A 15,853-nucleotide genomic window follows, 5' to 3' on the forward strand; every position below is an offset into this window, starting at 1 on the left:
AGGAGAACGAGGATGCGATTCAAACGTCCGCGGGTGCGCTACAGCGACACTCCACAACCGGCCACGCCCTACCAGGCCGCGCAGCAGGCCTGGGATCGGCGCATGGGCAGCAGCCTGGCGCAAGCACGCAACTGGCGGCTGATGGCCTTCGGCTGCCTGGGCCTGGCCCTGCTGATGGCCGGCGGGCTGGTCTGGCGCTCGGCCCAGTCGACGGTCACGCCCTATGTGGTGGAAGTCGACAACCTCGGCCAGGTGCGCGCCGTCGGCGAGGCCGCCAGTCCCTACCAGCCCCAGGATGCGCAGATCGCCCACCACCTGGCGCGCTTCATCGAGCGGGTGCGCTCCCTGTCCATCGACCCGGTGGTGGTGCGGCAGAACTGGCTGGAAGCCTATCACTCCACCACCGACCGCGGCGCCGCCACCCTCAACGACTATGCCCGCGCCAACGATCCCTTCACCCGGGTCGGCAAGGAATCGGTGTCGGTCGAGATCACCAGCGTGGTGCGTGCCAGCGACAGCTCGTTCCAGGTGCGCTGGATCGAACGCCGCTTTGTAAATGGTGCAGCCGCCGGACTGGAGCGCTGGACAGCGGTGATCTCGCTGGTACTGCAGCCACCTCGCACCGAGGAAAAGCTGCGCCGCAACCCTCTGGGCATCTACGTCAATGGCCTGTCCTGGAGCCGCGAACTGGACACTACGGAAGGAGCCAAGAAGCCATGAAAACCGCCCTGAACCTCTGCATCTGCCCCCTGTTGCTGGCGATGCTGGCCGGCTGTGCCAGCCACGAGCCACCGGTGATCGCCCTGGACGAGCCCGTGCAAGCGCAGCGCCTGCCGGAACCACCCAAGCCCATAGAGGTGGTGGAGATGCCCAAGCCCCTTGCCCTGCCGGCGCAGCTCAAGCCGCTGCCGGATCAAGGTAGCAAGCCAACCAAGGAACCGGCCGATGAACGCGTGCGGGTCTCGCGCGCCAACCGCGACGCGCGGGTGGCTCCAACCCGGGAGGGCTATATCAACGCCATCCAGGTCTGGCCCTACTCCGATGGCGCGCTGTACCAGGTGTACGCCAGCCCGGGCCGGGTGACCGCGATCAACCTGCAGCCCGGCGAGGAGCTGGTCACCGTGGCCGCCGGGGACACCGTGCGCTGGATCGTCGGCGACACTTCCAGTGGCAGCGACGACGAGTTGCGCGTCAGCGTGCTGATCAAGCCAATCCGGGTCGATCTCAAGACCAACCTGGTGATCACCACCACGCGGCGTACCTACCTGATTGAGCTGACCTCCACCGAGCAGGCCTGGATGGCCTCGGTGTCCTGGGATTACCCCAAGGATCGCATGCTCGCCCTGCAACGCCGTGCCAGTGCAGCCCAGGCAGCGGCACCGGTGGATGCCGGCCTGGCGCTGGAACAGCTGCGCTTTCGCTATGCGATCAGCGGCAGCAACCCGCCCTGGAAACCGCTGCGCGCCTTCGACGACAGTCGCAAGGTGTACATCCAGTTTCCCGCCGGCATCGCCCAGAGCGAGCTACCACCGCTGTTCGTGATAGGCCCGGAAGGTGACGGGCAGTTGGTCAACTACCGCTTCCGCTCGCCCTACTACGTCGTCGACCGCCTGTTCGGCGCCGCCGAGCTGCGCCTGGGCGCCGACAAGGGCGATGTAGTGCGGATCGAGCGCACCGATGGCGTGGCACGGAGGCCCTGAGCATGACTGCCAAGGACGACACCCAAACCGCGGCGACGCCGCTACCGCCCAAGGAGGCGCCGGGGTCACTGGAGCTGCGTACGCAGCCCCGTCCCGTCACCCGCCTCAATCCGCGCATGCTGGCGGTACTCGTCGGTGGTCTGGCCGCCGCGGTGCTGGGGGCCATGCTGTGGTCGTTGCAGCCCCAGCAGCGCCGTCAGGGCATGGAGCAAAACGAGCTGTACAACGTCGACCGCGTGTCCCGCTCCGAGGGCCTGGAGCAGTTGCCCGCCGACTACTCGCAGTTGCCTCCACCTGCAGCGCCTGAGGTGCCGCAACTGGGCCCACCGCTACCCGGCGATCTGGGCGGGCCGATCCTCAGGGCCGAGCAGCAGGCGCAGGGCTATGGCTACGGTCCGGATGCGGCCGAGGCCGAACGCCTCGCCAGGCTCAAGGAGGCCGAAGAAGCGGCGCTGTCGTCGGTGTTTTTCCAGACCGGCAGGGCTAGGAGATCGAACATCGCATCCACTGGATCCAGCCCACTCGATCCCATGGTCGCTGGTGCGGCGCCCTCGGGCGCGGTGGCCGGAGCAGCTGGAACGCCAAACCGGCAGGAGCAAAAAGAGGCGTTTCTCAGTAAATCCGCAAATGCACAAATCCGTAATTCCGGATTGCTGCAAATGCCTGACTCGCCCTATCAGGTGATGGCCGGCACCATAATTGCCGCGGCACTGGTAACCGGTATCAAGTCGGATCTTCCCGGCGACGTGATCGCCACGGTGACCGAACCGGTCTACGACAGCGCCACCGGCCAGCATGTGCTGATCCCTCAAGGCTCGCGCCTGCTAGGCCGCTACAACAGCCAGGTGAGCTACGGGCAGAGCCGCGTGCAGGTGGTATGGCAGCGGGTGATCCTGCCGGACACCTCGTCCTTCCAGCTCGACAACCTGATAGGTACCGACGCCGCCGGCTATGCCGGCCTCGAGGATGGCGTCGATTGGCACTGGGATCGGATCGTCGCCGGCGCGGCCATGACCAGCCTGCTGGGTATCGGAGCCGAGCTGGCGGCACCGACCAGTCGCACCGATGGCGACCGCATCATCATCGCTGGGCGCGACAGCCTGCAGGACACGGTGAATCAGGTTGGCCAGGAGGTCACCCGTCGCAACCTCGATATCCAGCCCACGCTAACCCAGCGCCCTGGCCTGCCCCTGCGCGTGATCGTCAACCGCGACCTGGTGCTGCGTCCCTATCAGCCTTTCTCCATTCCCCAGAGGAACCTGCAATGAGCACGACCAAGCTGCGTCTCGGCCCGCTGCCGAAAACCGAAAACCTGAAGCTGACCTTCACCTGCCCGGTCAGCCTGAAAGCCGACCTCGAGCGCTATGCGGCGCTGCACTCGCAGGCCTACGGCGAAGAGGTCGATGCCCTGACGCTCATCCCACACATGCTGGAGGCCTTCATGGCTAGGGATCGGGTGTTCAGGAAGGCAGCGTCGAGTTGAGGACATGCTGTCGCCACGCTGTTAGGCTTCCTCACCAAAGTTGAGAGCACTGCCACGGTCGATGACGGAAGAAGAAGTAGGTATTGAGCAGCGGGCGATTGCCTTCGCAAAGGCAAATAGGACTCGCATCGCCAGGGAAATAGCAGATGTCAGGGCGTATCCCGGGGAGGAAACGCCTGTCTCTGTTTTCATGGCTGGATCCCCCGGTGCGGGTAAGACGGAGGTGTCCAAAGCCCTGATTGCAGGCTTCGAAGATGTCGGGGCGAGAGCTCTGCGAATCGACCCAGATGACCTACGAGCCTATTTCCCCGAGTACACAGGTACCAACTCTCGACTATTTCAACGAGCCGTGAACAGCATCGTCGAGCGCTTGCATGACCTTGTCCTTGAGCAACGCCAGTCATTTTTGCTGGATGGAACGCTTGCCAACGAGCAGGTGGCTCGACGAAACGTCGAGCGTTCCTTGAGACGGAACAGGGACATCACTATCGTATATGTCTATCAGGATCCCTTGCTTGCCTGGGAGTTTGTGAAAGCCCGGGAGCTCACCGAGGGAAGAAACATCCCGAAGGCCGAGTTCATCAGACAGCTTTTCGCAGCGAAGGAGGTTGTGAAGATGCTGAAACAAAGCTTTCGCCTGCAACTCAAGGTTGACCTTATCGTCAAAGACACTGACGGGACTAACCAAGCCGTCGAGCTTAACGTCGGTGCCGACGAAATTGACGCTCTAGTCACCTTTGGATACTCTGCCACTGAGCTTGATCGAATTTTAACCGAGGCCTAATCGATGAAAAGAGTTCATACGGGTAACCCAAGCCCTCTATCGAGCTTTTTCAGAAGCAATTCCGATGCTGCTAAGCGCGCCGCTTATGGCGCTGCGTCTGCTCGAGCCATCGAAAGCCAGCGCAAGGTGCTCGAAGAAGCGAAGAACATCAGAGAGACTCAGGCGCTAGCCTGAAATACCCTTCGATCCGCAAGAAAGCCGCCATTCACAGGCGGCTTTCTTATTAGAGGAGTGAAATCAGGCGCCCCTGAGGCACCACTCTCCACTCCACCATAGGGCCCGCCCCATATCCATCAATGACTGAGCAAGTCATCCTCAAACAGGTTGATCGCCGTTCTCCCTTTGAGGGCAAATCGCCGTTCCTTCTCCAAGGTCGGCAGAATGTCCATCAGTAACTGGACGCGATCGGTTAGGCGTCTATCCCAGGTGCTCCGCTAGATCCGCCGGCAAAGTTATTTGGTACGTTTGATTCAAGCGACCACCGGGAACCAGGCAACGCTTCCCCTTCCCTAGATAGATGCCGTCCAACGAGACATGATCCAGCCAGGCGTGCTGGTGGCGTTCTGCGAGGGCTAGGAACAAGCGCTTGGCTTTTATGCTGGTGCAATGTCGCAGCAGCATGCTTACTCTCTGGGAACGAAGGGTGTCCGCACCCTGCATCAGCGCATCCACTTCATAAACGAGCGATGCGTCTGACACGCCATCACACAACTCGAGGATTGCGCGTTCAGGTGTCGCGACGACGATGCGACCGCGGTCGCCATCAGCATCCACCCACTCGAGCCCAAGATTCCTTAGGACTTCGTCATCCATGTCAGCCTTGAATGACAGTACCGAAAGATTGAATGGGCTTTTGCCGCACAACACTATCTCGGCCTTCAATGGAAGCTTTTCCACCCAGGCAGGGAGGCTTCCAGGGCCATACAGAGTAACCGTCTCACGCACGCCCAACCGCAGGTAGTGCTCGTGCCCGTGCCAAGCCAAGGCAAAACGCCCGCCAACATGAAGCGGCAATCGCTCTCCCTCCTGCAGCGCACGCACTACAGCAGCCCAGGTGAGACGCCCGCCTCGTCGTTGATAGATTCCACGCGCAGGCGATTCCAGCCAGCCGCTCGCGATATATCGCGCTACGAGGTTGCTGCTGTAGCCATGAGCCTTCAACCAGCTACTGGACACCAGATCGCTGTCGCCGAGCCCTGCAAGCAAGGAGTTTAGTTTTTCAGATTTTTGCACACTCATAGTGAGCAAAATATAGATTTTCTAAACCAGCAGCAAGAAGAAGGTTTATACAAATAAAAAAATACTCACCATCAGTGAGCAAAATTTAGTTTTTATAAACCCGCACAGGGAGCTCTTGAACATTGCTACAGGCGATCCCGAGGCCCCCTCCACTCCAGCAGCGCCTTGAGCGCATCCAGCTCGCCAACAAGCTCACGCGCTTGGGCGAGCTTGTCCATAGCAATGCATCGCACCGCTTCTGGCAGATCCGACACCGAGCTCTCCACGTCACTGAAGAAGGCCTGAATCCGCTTGATGTCGTCCCATTGCTTGATGACAGCTAGCAGATCGCTTCGAGCCTGATCCCTAGCCTCGCTCTGCCGTCGAATCCGCTCTCTCTCCTCGAGCCGGCGCATCTGCTCCTTCCACTCCTGCTGCCGAATTCTGGCCTGCTCCTCGGCCTCCTCGACCAATCGGACGATTACAGGCGCGGCGTCTGTGAGCTGCTGGACGATGTCATCCAACTGACCACGCAACGAGCTTTGCTTGGTCTCCTTCCAACTCTGGGCCCAATCAGCACCTGGGTAGGGACAGAAAGCCCTTATGCATAGGCGGCCGGTCGCGAAGTCCATACGAGTCGACCAGTTCCAGGACGAGCTCAAACGGCGTAGTTGCTGCGACGGTATCTTGGAGGTGGGGATGTACTCGCCATCGATGTATCGGGCCTCCAGCTCCTCAGTCATCTCAAACAACGTCAGCCCAATGGCAACCGTTCCCACGAAAACAACTGTGGGCTTGGACGGTGACCACAACGCCGGATGACGATGCCGCGGTTTCTTGGGAGGGTGCTCATGCTCATCAAACGAAGCCCGCGCGTAGGTTCGGTCACTCGGAGCAAACATCACGCGATGACCGGCGGCCTCCAGCTTGAGAAATAGCTGGTTCGCCAGTTTCAGGGCTGGCTCAAGTTGCGGCTTGGTCACCACAACATCCACCAGGCGCTGCTTCCCAGGCTTGAGGAAACCCTGGTCGATGACGCGACCTTGCCCAAATACCTCATACGCCCCCACGACAACAGGATGCTGCCTTGATCGCGATATGCGGAGCTGTTCGGGCCTGATCTTGCGAGGTGCGGGCGCCTTCGGAACCGGTAGAGAAACAGCACCAAGAGTATCCCCTCTGCGCCAAACCTGAAGGTCACCAGGCCCTGCCTCAGGCAAGGGTGGCTGAGGACTCGGCTTTCCATTCTCCAGCTTTACCCAGTGCCCACGCTGCGGTCGCGGTACATTCATCCGGGTACACACGCGCGCCAAGAAGCTGGAAGAAACACGGTGGTGATCCGCGATCTTGGTCATGGGAAGCCGCCACACCTCTGCGTACATCTCCTCACGACTGATTGGGCCACCAGGGCTGGAACTAGGTTGTGGGAATACCTCTTCGGAAGACACTCATCAATCCTTAAGCCTGATATCACCTGCCCAGCCAACGACTGGCCACCCGTCCACGATCCATCAGGTCAAACCAAGCCAAAACGGCTGTTGTACCAAACCCTCCGCAGCCCCCTCCACCACGTTGTTCACCCAGCGAGCAGCGGACAGCATCTGCAGCACGGATCAGGGCCGATAAGGAGGCGACATTCATGCCCGCATCATCTGAACAGATAGCCGCACGCTTGATCACCTGCCCACCCCGAATCCTGCGAGCCAGTGCAGCACCCGCCTACCTCGGCATGTGTCGCACCGAATTCAACAAAACCGTCCGGCCTTACGTGCGGGAATTCCGCATTGGAGTGCAAGGCATCGGCTTTGATCGCGAAGAGCTGGATGCCTGGGCAGACGCATACATCGACCGGGCCATCATTGAAAAGGAAGGTGCCAAGGGACATGATCACTCCCGCAGCGAGCGCCAAGGAGAAAAACCATGGCGCGAAAAACCATTAGCGGCCTCTACCAAAGGAACGGGATCTGGCACATCGACAAGGTCTTCAGAGGTCAGCGAATTCAGGAAAGCACTGGATCAAGCGATAGGAAGGAGGCAGAGCAGTACCTGATACACAAGCTGGAGAAGCTGCGCGAGCAGAAGATCTACGGCGTACGCAGGATCAGGGCCTGGCGGGAAGCCGCTACGCGTTACCTGGTCGAGTACAAGGACCAGCCGTCGATAGGCCTCACGGCCATCTATCTGGAGCAGTTGGACCCGTATATTGGCGACCAGCCTCTGACTCATGTCGACGACGAGACCCTGGCTCCCTACATAAGGGATCGACTCAAGAGCAGCAGAACCAGCGATGGGAAGTTGAAGCCAGGCGTTTCACACCGCACGGTAAACATCGCCCTGGAGCGCGTCATACGCATCCTGAACCTATGCGCCCGAAAATGGCGTGATGAGCAGAAGCGTCCCTGGCTCGACGTGGTACCGATGATCACCAAGCTGGAAGAGAAGAAAACGAGGCGCCTTCCCTACCCGATGTCCTGGGAAGAGCAGTCGATTCTCTTCGCCGAACTGCCCGATCATTTGCGCCGTATGGCCCTGTACAAGGTCAACAGCGGCTCACGCGAGCAGGAGGTCGTGAAGCTTCGCTGGGATTGGGAGATACCGATCCCTGAGCTCAACACCAGCGTGTTTCTCATACCGGCGGATTTTGGTGGCCGACATGAGAGCTCCGGGGTCAAGAACGGCGACGAGCGGCTCGTGGTGCTCAACAACGTAGCCAAATCGGTCATCGAGGGACAGCGCGGGCTTGATCCGGTCTGGGTATTTCCTTACGGACAACCCGATCGAAACGGCAAGGCCACTCCGGTTCACCGGATGAACGACTCGGCATGGAAGAAAGCCAGGGTCAGAGCCGCGAAGAAATTCCAGGAGCGTTTCCTTCACCCTGCTCCACCTGGATTTGCTTCGATCCGCGTTCACGACCTGAAGCACACCTTCGGTCGAAGACTTCGAGCAGCAGGGGTAACGGAGGAAGACAGGAAGGCTCTGCTGGGCCACAAGAACGGCAGCATCACCAGCCATTACTCGGCCGCCGAGCTGGGCAAACTGATCGATGAAGCCAACAGGATTTCGGCCACCGACTCGCGCGGGCCGGCCCTGACAATTTTGAGGAGGATGGCAGGATGAAAAAAGTCCCGCAAAAGTCCCTGACACAAAAAAGCCTGGTCATCACTGACCAGGCTCTGATGTAGGGATTTATTGGTCGGGACGGAGTGATTCGAACACTCGACCCCTTGCACCCCATGCAAGTGCGCTACCGGGCTGCGCTACGCCCCGACGATGCTTCCGGGTGACCGAAAGCGGGAGGAACTATACATTAAGCTTTTGAAATAAGGCAACTTTTTCTTGGCCTTACTTCTTCAGGACGTGCAAAACGTCCTCGAGCTCCGCAATCATCTGCTTGATCAGCTGACGATACTGGGTGGTGTCGTCCTTGGCCTCGTCACCGGAGAGGCGCTGGCGCGCCCCGCCAATGGTGAAACCCTGATCGTACAGCAATGCTCGAATCTGCCGGATCATCAGCACGTCCTGGCGCTGATAGTAGCGGCGGTTGCCCCGCCGCTTGACCGGGTTCAACTGTGGGAATTCCTGCTCCCAGTAGCGCAGAACGTGAGGTTTGACCGCGCAGAGTTCGCTGACTTCACCAATGGTGAAGTAGCGTTTGCCGGGAATTGCCGGTAATTCGTCGTTATGACTTGGTTCCAGCATAGGCCTCGACCCTGGCTTTCAATTTTTGCCCTGGACGAAAAGTGACCACACGGCGAGCCGTGATTGGAATCTCTTCCCCTGTTTTCGGGTTACGACCGGGTCGCTGGCGCTTGTCGCGCAAGTCGAAGTTGCCGAACCCGGAAAGCTTGACCTGTTCGTTCAGCTCAAGAGCCTGGCGGATCTCTTCAAAAAACAGCTCCACCAGTTCCTTGGCTTCCCGTTTGTTCAGGCCGAGCTCTTCATACAGACGTTCCGCCATTTCAGCTTTCGTCAGAGCCCCCATACGCTACTTCCTTAACGTGGCGTTGAACCTTTGTTCGAGGCAGGTGAGGATATTTTGCGTAGTAGTACTCACCTCATCGTCATTAAGAGTGCGCGATGGATGTTGCCAGGTCAAGCCGACGGCAAGGCTTTTTCTAAGCGGATCAATGCCTTTACCGTGATAGACGTCAAATAGCTTGAGGTCCGTCAGCCATTCACCCGCTGTCTCGCGGATCGCCGCCAGCACGGCTTCGGCCGGTTGCTCGCGATCGACCAGCAACGCCAGGTCACGGCGCACTTCGGGGAAGCGCGACAGTTCGCTGAACGCCGGCATGCGACCCGCAGCGACCTCGGCCAGTACCAGCTCGAAGAGATAGACCGGCTGATCCAGCCCCAGGGTCTTGGCCAGCTCCGGGTGCAAGGCACCGATGAAACCGACCAGGCGCCCTTCTCGCTCGATGCGCGCGGTCTGGCCCGGATGCAGGGCCGGATGCTCGCCAGGCACGAAGCTGAAGGCATCGACCGCGCCGGCATAGCCGAGCAGCGCTTCGACATCGGCCTTGAGGTCATAGAAGTCGACGCCGTCACGGCTGTTGGCCCAGCCTTCCGGCAGACGACTGCCACTGATCACGCCGGCCAGCATGGCTTCCTGCTGCAGACCTTCGAGCTGACCGACGAAACGCAGGCCACTCTCGAACAGGCGCACGCGCGACTGCTGGCGGTTCAGGTTGTGCTCCAGCGCCTTGACCAGACCCGGCCACAACGACGAACGCATGGCCGCCATGTCGGCGGAAATCGGGTTGGCCAGCTGCAGCGGCTCGACACCTGGGGCGAAGAGTTCGAACAGCTTGGGATCGATGAAGCTGTAGGTGATCGCTTCCTGGTAGCCGCGCGCGACCAGCAGGCGGCGCAGCGCAGGCAGCTCGGCGCGCGCTTCGGCCTTGGCCTGCGGCGCCAGGCGGGCTTGCGGGTAGCGCACCGGCAGACGGTTGTAACCGTACAGTCGGCCCAGCTCTTCGATCAGATCGACTTCCAGGCTGATATCGAAGCGGTGGCTCGGCACACTGACCTGCCACTGACCGGCGCCCTGGGCGCTGACGCCCAGACCCAGCGCGGTGAGCAGACGCTCCACTTCGCTCGCGTCCATGTCCATGCCCAGCATCTGACTGATGCGCTCGGCACGCAGCGTCACAGGTGCGACGTTCGGCAGGTCGGCTTCGCTGCAGGCCTCGATGATCGGGCCGGCTTCACCGCCCACGATCTCCAGCAGCAATGCGGTCGCACGCTCCATGGCCTGGCGCGCCAGTTGCGAGTCGACGCCCCGCTCGAAGCGGTGTGAGGAGTCGGTGTGCAGGCCATAGGACCGCGCCTTGCCGGCGATGGCGATGTTGTCGAAGAAGGCGCTTTCCAGGAACAGGTCGCGGGTCTTGCCGCTCACGCCGCTGTGCTCGCCACCCATTACCCCTGCAATGGCCAGAGCACGCTGATGATCGGCGATCACCAGCGTATCGGCACGCAGGCTGACCTCCTGGCCATCGAGCAGCACCAGCTTCTCGCCCTCTTCCGCCATGCGTACGCGAATGCCACCGCTGATCTCGGCGAGATCGAACGCATGCATGGGCTGGCCCAGTTCGAGCATCACGTAGTTGGTGATGTCGACAGCCGGATCGATGCTGCGCACGTCGGAGCGGCGCAGACGCTCCACCATCCACAGCGGCGTCGGACGCGACAGGTCGACGTTGCGGATGACACGCCCCAGGTAGCGCGGGCAGGCCTGCGCGGCCAGCACGTCCACCGAACGCACTTCATCATGCGCCGGCGCAACCGGATCGATGGCCACCGGCGTGACCGGAGCGCCGTACATGGCGCCGACTTCGCGGGCCAGGCCGGCGATGGACAGGCAGTCGCCGCGGTTCGGGGTCAGCCCCAGCTCGATGCACACGTCATCCAGGCCGAGATAATCACGCAGGCTCTGGCCCACAGGCGCATCGGCCGCCAGCTCCAGCAGCCCGCTGTTGTCATCGCTGACCTGCAGCTCGGACGCCGAGCAGAGCATGCCCTGCGATTCCACACCGCGCAGCTTGGCCTTCTTGATCTTGAAGTCACCCGGCAGTTCGGCGCCGATCATGGCGAACGGTACCTTGATGCCGGCGCGGGCATTGGGTGCACCGCAGACCACCTGGAAGGTCTCGCCGCCATTGCTCACCTGGCAGACGCGCAGCTTGTCGGCGTCCGGGTGCTGCTCGGCGCTGAGGATCTCGCCCACGACGATACCGCTGAAGGCACCGGCGACGGGCTGAACGGCGTCGACTTCCAGGCCGACCATGGACAGACGCGCGACCAGGTCGTCACGCGATACATCAGGGCTGACCCAGCCGAGCAGCCACTGTTCACTGAATTTCATACTGTCTGTTCTCCTTAAACGAATTCGATGACGAGGGCACGGCGCTAGCGAAATTGCGCCAGGAACCGCAGGTCGTTATCGAAGAACAGGCGCAGATCATTGACGCCATAACGCAGCATGGCCAGGCGCTCGACACCCATGCCGAAGGCGAAGCCCGAGTATTTTTCCGGGTCGATGCCGCTCATGCGCAGCACGTTCGGGTGCACCATGCCGCAGCCCATGACTTCCAGCCAGCCGGTCTGCTTGCACACGCGGCAGCCCTTGCCCGAGCACATCACGCACTGCATGTCGACTTCAGCCGACGGCTCGGTGAACGGGAAGAACGACGGACGGAAGCGCACGCCCAGCGGCTTCTCGAAGAACACGCGGAGGAATTCCTCGATGGTGCCCTTGAGGTCGGCGAAGCTGATGCCCTCGTCGACCAGCAGGCCTTCGACCTGGTGGAACATCGGCGAGTGGGTGATATCGGAGTCGCAGCGATAGACACGGCCCGGGCAGACGATGCGGATCGGCGGCTGCTGCGATTCCATGGTGCGCACCTGGACCGGCGAGGTGTGGGTGCGCAGCAGCATGTTCGCATTGAAATAGAAGGTGTCGTGCATCGCCCGCGCCGGGTGGTGGCCGGGGATGTTGAGCGCTTCGAAGTTGTGGTAGTCGTCTTCGACTTCCGGGCCTTCGGCAACGCTGTAACCGATATGGGTGAAGAACTGCTCGACGCGTTCCAGGGTGCGGGTCACCGGGTGCAGGCCACCGGAGGCCTGACCGCGGCCCGGCAGGGTCACGTCGATACGCTCGGACGCCAGCTTCTCGGCGAGCAAGGCCTGCTCAAGCACGGATTTGCGGGCATTCAGGGCGTCTTGCACCTGGCTCTTGGCAGTGTTGATCAGGGCGCCGGCTTTCGGGCGCTCCTCGGCCGACAACTTGCCCAGGGTCTGCATCAGGGCAGTCAGTTCGCCCTTCTTGCCAAGGTACTGAACCCGGAGCTGTTCCAGGGCGTTGACATCTTCGCTTTGTTGCACGGCCTCGAGCGCTTGGGAGACCAATGCATCCAGATTTTCCATTTACAGACTCCAGATACGAAATAGGGGAAGAGCTTTTAAGGCTCTTCCCCTATCTTTGACGTTGCCACCGGGCGAACCCGGTGATTGTCGGGGGACTTAAGCCAGAACGGCCTTAGCTTTCTCGACAATCGCAGCAAACGCCGCTTTTTCGTTCACTGCCAGATCAGCCAGAACCTTACGGTCGATTTCGATCGACGCTTTCTTCAGGCCAGCGATCAGACGGCTGTAGGACAGGCCGTTGACGCGAGCACCAGCGTTGATACGAGCGATCCACAGTGCACGGAACTGACGCTTGCGCTGACGACGGTCACGGTAGGCGTATTGGCCTGCCTTGATCACCGCTTGCTTGGCAACACGGAACACGCGCGAACGAGCACCGTAGTAGCCCTTGGCGAGCTTCAGGATTTTTTTGTGACGAGCACGAGCGATAACGCCACGCTTAACACGAGCCATGAGTAATTACCTCTAAGTATCTTGACCGATTAACGAACGCGCAGCATGCGCTCGACTTTTGCGACGTCCGACGGACCGATCAGCGAGCTGCCACGCAGCTGGCGCTTACGCTTGGTGGACATCTTGGTCAGGATGTGGCTCTTGAAAGCGTGCTTGTGCTTGTAACCCGAAGCAGTCTTCAGGAAGCGCTTAGCAGCGCCGCTCTTGGTTTTCATCTTTGGCATGTTTAGTACTCCGCATTCATTAACAACTGATAACCATCAGGCCTGCCAGTGCCCGGGAGGTTATTTACGCTTCTTGGGAGCGATGACCATCATCAGCTGGCGTCCTTCCAGCTTAGGATGCTGTTCGACGGTGCCGAGCTCGATCAGGTCTTGTTCGACCCGCTTGAGCAGCTCCATACCCAGCTCCTGGTGGGCCATCTCACGGCCGCGGAATCGCAGAGATACCTTGGCCTTGTCCCCATCTTCAAGGAAACGTATCAGGTTGCGTAGTTTTACCTGATAATCCCCTTCTTCCGTCCCTGGACGAAACTTGATTTCTTTGATCTGTTGCTGGTGCTGGTTCTTCTTCGCCGCAGCAGCCTGCTTTTTCTTTTCGAACAGGTGCTTGCCGTAGTCCATGATGCGGCAAACCGGTGGCACCGCGTCTGCGGAGATTTCCACCAGATCCAGCTTGGCTTCCTCGGCGGCGCTCAGCGCCTCATCGATGGAAACCACACCAATCTGCTGGCCGTCCGCGCCAATCAGACGAACTTCACGCGCGGTGATGTTCTCGTTGATCGGCGCCTTGGGGGCGGCCCGCTTGTCCTGTCTCATATCACGCTTAATAGTTCTTACTCCAAATCTTGGCGACCACGCCGGGAAACCGCTTGCTGCAACTGCGCGGCGAACTGCTCGAGAGGCATTGACCCCAGGTCGACGCCTTCGCGGGTGCGCACAGCAACGGATCGTGTCTCGACCTCCCGATCTCCGATGACCAGGAGATAGGGAACCTTGAGCAAGGTATGCTCGCGGATTTTAAAGCCGATCTTTTCGTTTCTCAAGTCAACCTTGGCACGAAAACCGCTTTGATTGAGAGTTTTCTCCGCTTCACGGGCAAAATCGGCCTGCTTGTCGGTGATATTCATGATCACCGCCTGGGTCGGCGCCAACCAGGCCGGGAAGGAACCGGCGTAATGTTCGATCAGCATGCCGATGAAACGCTCGAAGGAACCGAGGATCGCACGGTGCAGCATGACCGGGCGCTTGCGGTTGTTGTCTTCGGCGATATAGCTGGCGTCCAGACGCTCGGGCAGGTTCGGATCGTACTGCAGCGTGCCGCACTGCCAGTTACGACCCAGGCAGTCACGCAGCGTGAACTCGATCTTCGGACCGTAGAAAGCGCCCTCGCCCGGCTGGTATTCCCACTCCAGGCCGGATTCGTTGAGCGCATCGGCCAGCGCACCTTCGGCGCGATCCCACAACTCTTCGGAACCCACGCGCTTGACCGGACGAGTCGACAGCTTCATGGCGATGTCGGTGAAGCCGAAGTCCTTGTAGACATCCAGCGTCAGCTTGATGAAGTCGGCCGCCTCCTTCTTCACCTGCTCTTCGGTGCAGAAGATGTGCGCATCGTCCTGCACGAAACCACGCACGCGCATGATGCCGTGCAGCGCGCCGGACGGCTCGTTACGGTGGCAGGCACCGAACTCGGCCAGACGCAGCGGCAGGTCACGGTAGGACTTCAGGCCCTGGTTGAACACCTGCACGTGGCACGGGCAGTTCATCGGCTTGACCGCGTAATCGCGATTTTCCGAGGCCGTGGTGAACATGTTCTCGGCGTAGTTGGACCAGTGACCGGAACGCTCCCAGAGAATGCGATCGACCACCTGCGGCGTCTTGATCTCCTGGTAGCCGTTCTCGCGCTGCACCTGGCGCATGTACTGCTCGAGCACCTGATAGACAGTCCAGCCATTGGCGTGCCAGAACACCATGCCCGGTGCTTCTTCCTGCAGGTGGAACAGGTCCAGCTGCTTGCCGATACGACGGTGATCGCGCTTCTCGGCCTCTTCGATGCGCTGGATATAGGCAGCCAGCTGCTTCTTGTCCGCCCAGGCAGTGCCGTAGACGCGCTGCAGCTGCTCGTTCTTAGAGTCGCCGCGCCAGTAGGCACCGGAAATCCGGGTCAGCTTGAACGCCTTGAGGAAGCGCGTGTTCGGCACGTGCGGGCCACGGCACATGTCGACGTATTCTTCGTGGAAGTACAGACCCATGGCCGTTTCATCGGGCATGTCGTCGATCAGGCGCAGCTTGTACTCCTCGCCACGGGACCTGAACAGCTCGATGACGTCGGCGCGCGGCGTCATCTTCTTGATGACGTCGTAGTCCTTGTCGATCAGCTCGGCCATGCGCTTCTCGATGGCCGCCATGTCTTCCGGCGTGAAGGGACGATCGATGGCGATGTCGTAATAGAAGCCTTCATCGATGACCGGACCGATCACCATCTTGGCATTTGGATACAGCTGCTTGACCGCATGGCCAACCAGGTGAGCACAGGAGTGGCGGATGATTTCCAGCCCCTCTTCGTCCTTCGGCGTGATGATCTGCAGGGTGGCATCGGTATCGATGACGTCGCAGGCGTCGACCTGCCTGCCGTTGACCTTGCCAGCCAGGGTGGCCTTGGCCAGACCCGCACCAATGGATTGAGCGACCTCCAGTACGGATACCGGATGATCGAACGAACGTTGACTGCCGTCGGGAAGAGTAATGATGGGCATGGCGCCTCCTCTCCTAGTGGTGACCCCTA

Annotated in this window: 17 protein-coding genes and 1 tRNA gene; 6 read left to right on the forward strand and 12 right to left on the reverse strand. The window is 60.6% G+C overall.

Annotated features, from left to right (window positions below; genetic code table 11):
• Positions 1-12 precede the first annotated feature (12 nt).
• From trbF to FIV02_RS14400, 5 genes are all read left to right on the forward strand, one after another.
• Positions 13-720: a conjugal transfer protein TrbF gene (gene trbF, locus FIV02_RS14380; protein WP_152489008.1), complete on the forward strand. Its 708-nt coding sequence runs from the start codon at positions 13-15 to the stop codon at positions 718-720.
• The gene (trbG, locus tag FIV02_RS14385; RefSeq protein ID WP_152489009.1) at positions 717-1,700 is read left to right on the forward strand and encodes a P-type conjugative transfer protein TrbG; all 984 of its coding nucleotides are present in this window, start codon (positions 717-719) and stop codon (positions 1,698-1,700) included. Before trbF ends, trbG begins: the two co-directional genes overlap by 4 nt.
• Before the next feature lie 2 nt (positions 1,701-1,702).
• A complete protein-coding gene (locus FIV02_RS14390; protein WP_152489010.1) occupies positions 1,703-2,968 on the forward strand; it encodes a TrbI/VirB10 family protein in 1,266 nt (421 codons plus the stop codon).
• Entirely contained in the window at positions 2,965-3,183 is a 219-nt protein-coding gene (locus FIV02_RS14395) for a DUF2274 domain-containing protein (protein WP_152489011.1), read from the forward strand. Before FIV02_RS14390 ends, FIV02_RS14395 begins: the two co-directional genes overlap by 4 nt.
• Positions 3,184-3,244: 61 nt before the next feature.
• On the forward strand, positions 3,245-3,967 hold the full coding sequence (locus tag FIV02_RS14400; protein ID WP_152489012.1) for a zeta toxin family protein: 723 nt from the start codon (positions 3,245-3,247) through the stop codon (positions 3,965-3,967).
• A 417-nt stretch (positions 3,968-4,384) separates the two neighbouring features.
• Here FIV02_RS14400 and FIV02_RS14405 read toward each other — a convergent pair whose 3' ends face one another.
• From FIV02_RS14405 to FIV02_RS24830, 3 genes are all read right to left on the reverse strand, one after another.
• A complete protein-coding gene (locus FIV02_RS14405; protein ID WP_152489013.1) occupies positions 4,385-5,206 on the reverse strand; it encodes a type IV toxin-antitoxin system AbiEi family antitoxin domain-containing protein in 822 nt (273 codons plus the stop codon).
• A 125-nt stretch (positions 5,207-5,331) separates the two neighbouring features.
• Positions 5,332-6,540, reverse strand: a complete 1,209-nt coding sequence (locus FIV02_RS25010) for a hypothetical protein (RefSeq protein ID WP_256662969.1) — start codon at positions 6,538-6,540, stop codon at positions 5,332-5,334.
• 293 nt (positions 6,541-6,833) lie between these two features.
• Entirely contained in the window at positions 6,834-7,070 is a 237-nt protein-coding gene (locus tag FIV02_RS24830; RefSeq protein ID WP_172979159.1) for a hypothetical protein, read from the reverse strand.
• 35 nt (positions 7,071-7,105) lie between these two features.
• Here FIV02_RS24830 and FIV02_RS14420 point away from each other — a divergent pair, with 35 nt between their 5' ends.
• Positions 7,106-8,305 (forward strand): tyrosine-type recombinase/integrase, encoded by a 1,200-nt coding sequence (locus FIV02_RS14420; protein WP_152489015.1) that lies wholly within the window; start codon positions 7,106-7,108, stop codon positions 8,303-8,305.
• A 73-nt stretch (positions 8,306-8,378) separates the two neighbouring features.
• On the opposite strand, the gene FIV02_RS14425 is transcribed toward FIV02_RS14420, so the two are convergent.
• The 9 genes from FIV02_RS14425 to thrS all read right to left on the reverse strand — a co-directional run bounded on the left by FIV02_RS14425 (position 8,379) and on the right by thrS (position 15,824).
• A tRNA-Pro gene (locus FIV02_RS14425) sits at positions 8,379-8,455 on the reverse strand.
• Between the two features lie 75 nt (positions 8,456-8,530).
• A complete protein-coding gene (locus FIV02_RS14430; protein ID WP_013716019.1) occupies positions 8,531-8,887 on the reverse strand; it encodes a MerR family transcriptional regulator in 357 nt (118 codons plus the stop codon).
• A complete protein-coding gene (gene ihfA, locus FIV02_RS14435; RefSeq protein WP_003243414.1) occupies positions 8,868-9,170 on the reverse strand; it encodes an integration host factor subunit alpha in 303 nt (100 codons plus the stop codon). Before ihfA ends, FIV02_RS14430 begins: the two co-directional genes overlap by 20 nt.
• A gap of 3 nt (positions 9,171-9,173) precedes the next feature.
• The gene (pheT, locus tag FIV02_RS14440) at positions 9,174-11,552 is read right to left on the reverse strand and encodes a phenylalanine--tRNA ligase subunit beta (RefSeq protein ID WP_152489016.1); all 2,379 of its coding nucleotides are present in this window, start codon (positions 11,550-11,552) and stop codon (positions 9,174-9,176) included.
• A 44-nt stretch (positions 11,553-11,596) separates the two neighbouring features.
• Positions 11,597-12,613, reverse strand: coding sequence for a phenylalanine--tRNA ligase subunit alpha (gene pheS, locus FIV02_RS14445; RefSeq protein WP_037055102.1), 1,017 nt, complete (start codon positions 12,611-12,613; stop codon positions 11,597-11,599).
• 96 nt (positions 12,614-12,709) lie between these two features.
• Positions 12,710-13,066 (reverse strand): 50S ribosomal protein L20, encoded by a 357-nt coding sequence (gene rplT / locus FIV02_RS14450; RefSeq protein ID WP_003243409.1) that lies wholly within the window; start codon positions 13,064-13,066, stop codon positions 12,710-12,712.
• 29 nt (positions 13,067-13,095) lie between these two features.
• Positions 13,096-13,290 carry a 50S ribosomal protein L35 gene (rpmI, locus tag FIV02_RS14455; RefSeq protein ID WP_003243407.1) on the reverse strand — a complete coding sequence of 65 codons (195 nt, stop codon included), beginning with the start codon at positions 13,288-13,290 and terminating at the stop codon, positions 13,096-13,098.
• A 60-nt stretch (positions 13,291-13,350) separates the two neighbouring features.
• Positions 13,351-13,884: a translation initiation factor IF-3 gene (gene infC / locus FIV02_RS14460; RefSeq protein ID WP_047584333.1), complete on the reverse strand. Its 534-nt coding sequence runs from the start codon at positions 13,882-13,884 to the stop codon at positions 13,351-13,353.
• Between the two features lie 17 nt (positions 13,885-13,901).
• A complete protein-coding gene (gene thrS / locus FIV02_RS14465; protein ID WP_152489017.1) occupies positions 13,902-15,824 on the reverse strand; it encodes a threonine--tRNA ligase in 1,923 nt (640 codons plus the stop codon).
• Positions 15,825-15,853: the final 29 nt, after the last annotated feature.

The organism is Pseudomonas sp. THAF187a (genome assembly GCF_009363395.1).
GTDB classification, from domain to species: Bacteria; Pseudomonadota; Gammaproteobacteria; order Pseudomonadales; family Pseudomonadaceae; genus Aquipseudomonas; species Aquipseudomonas khazarica.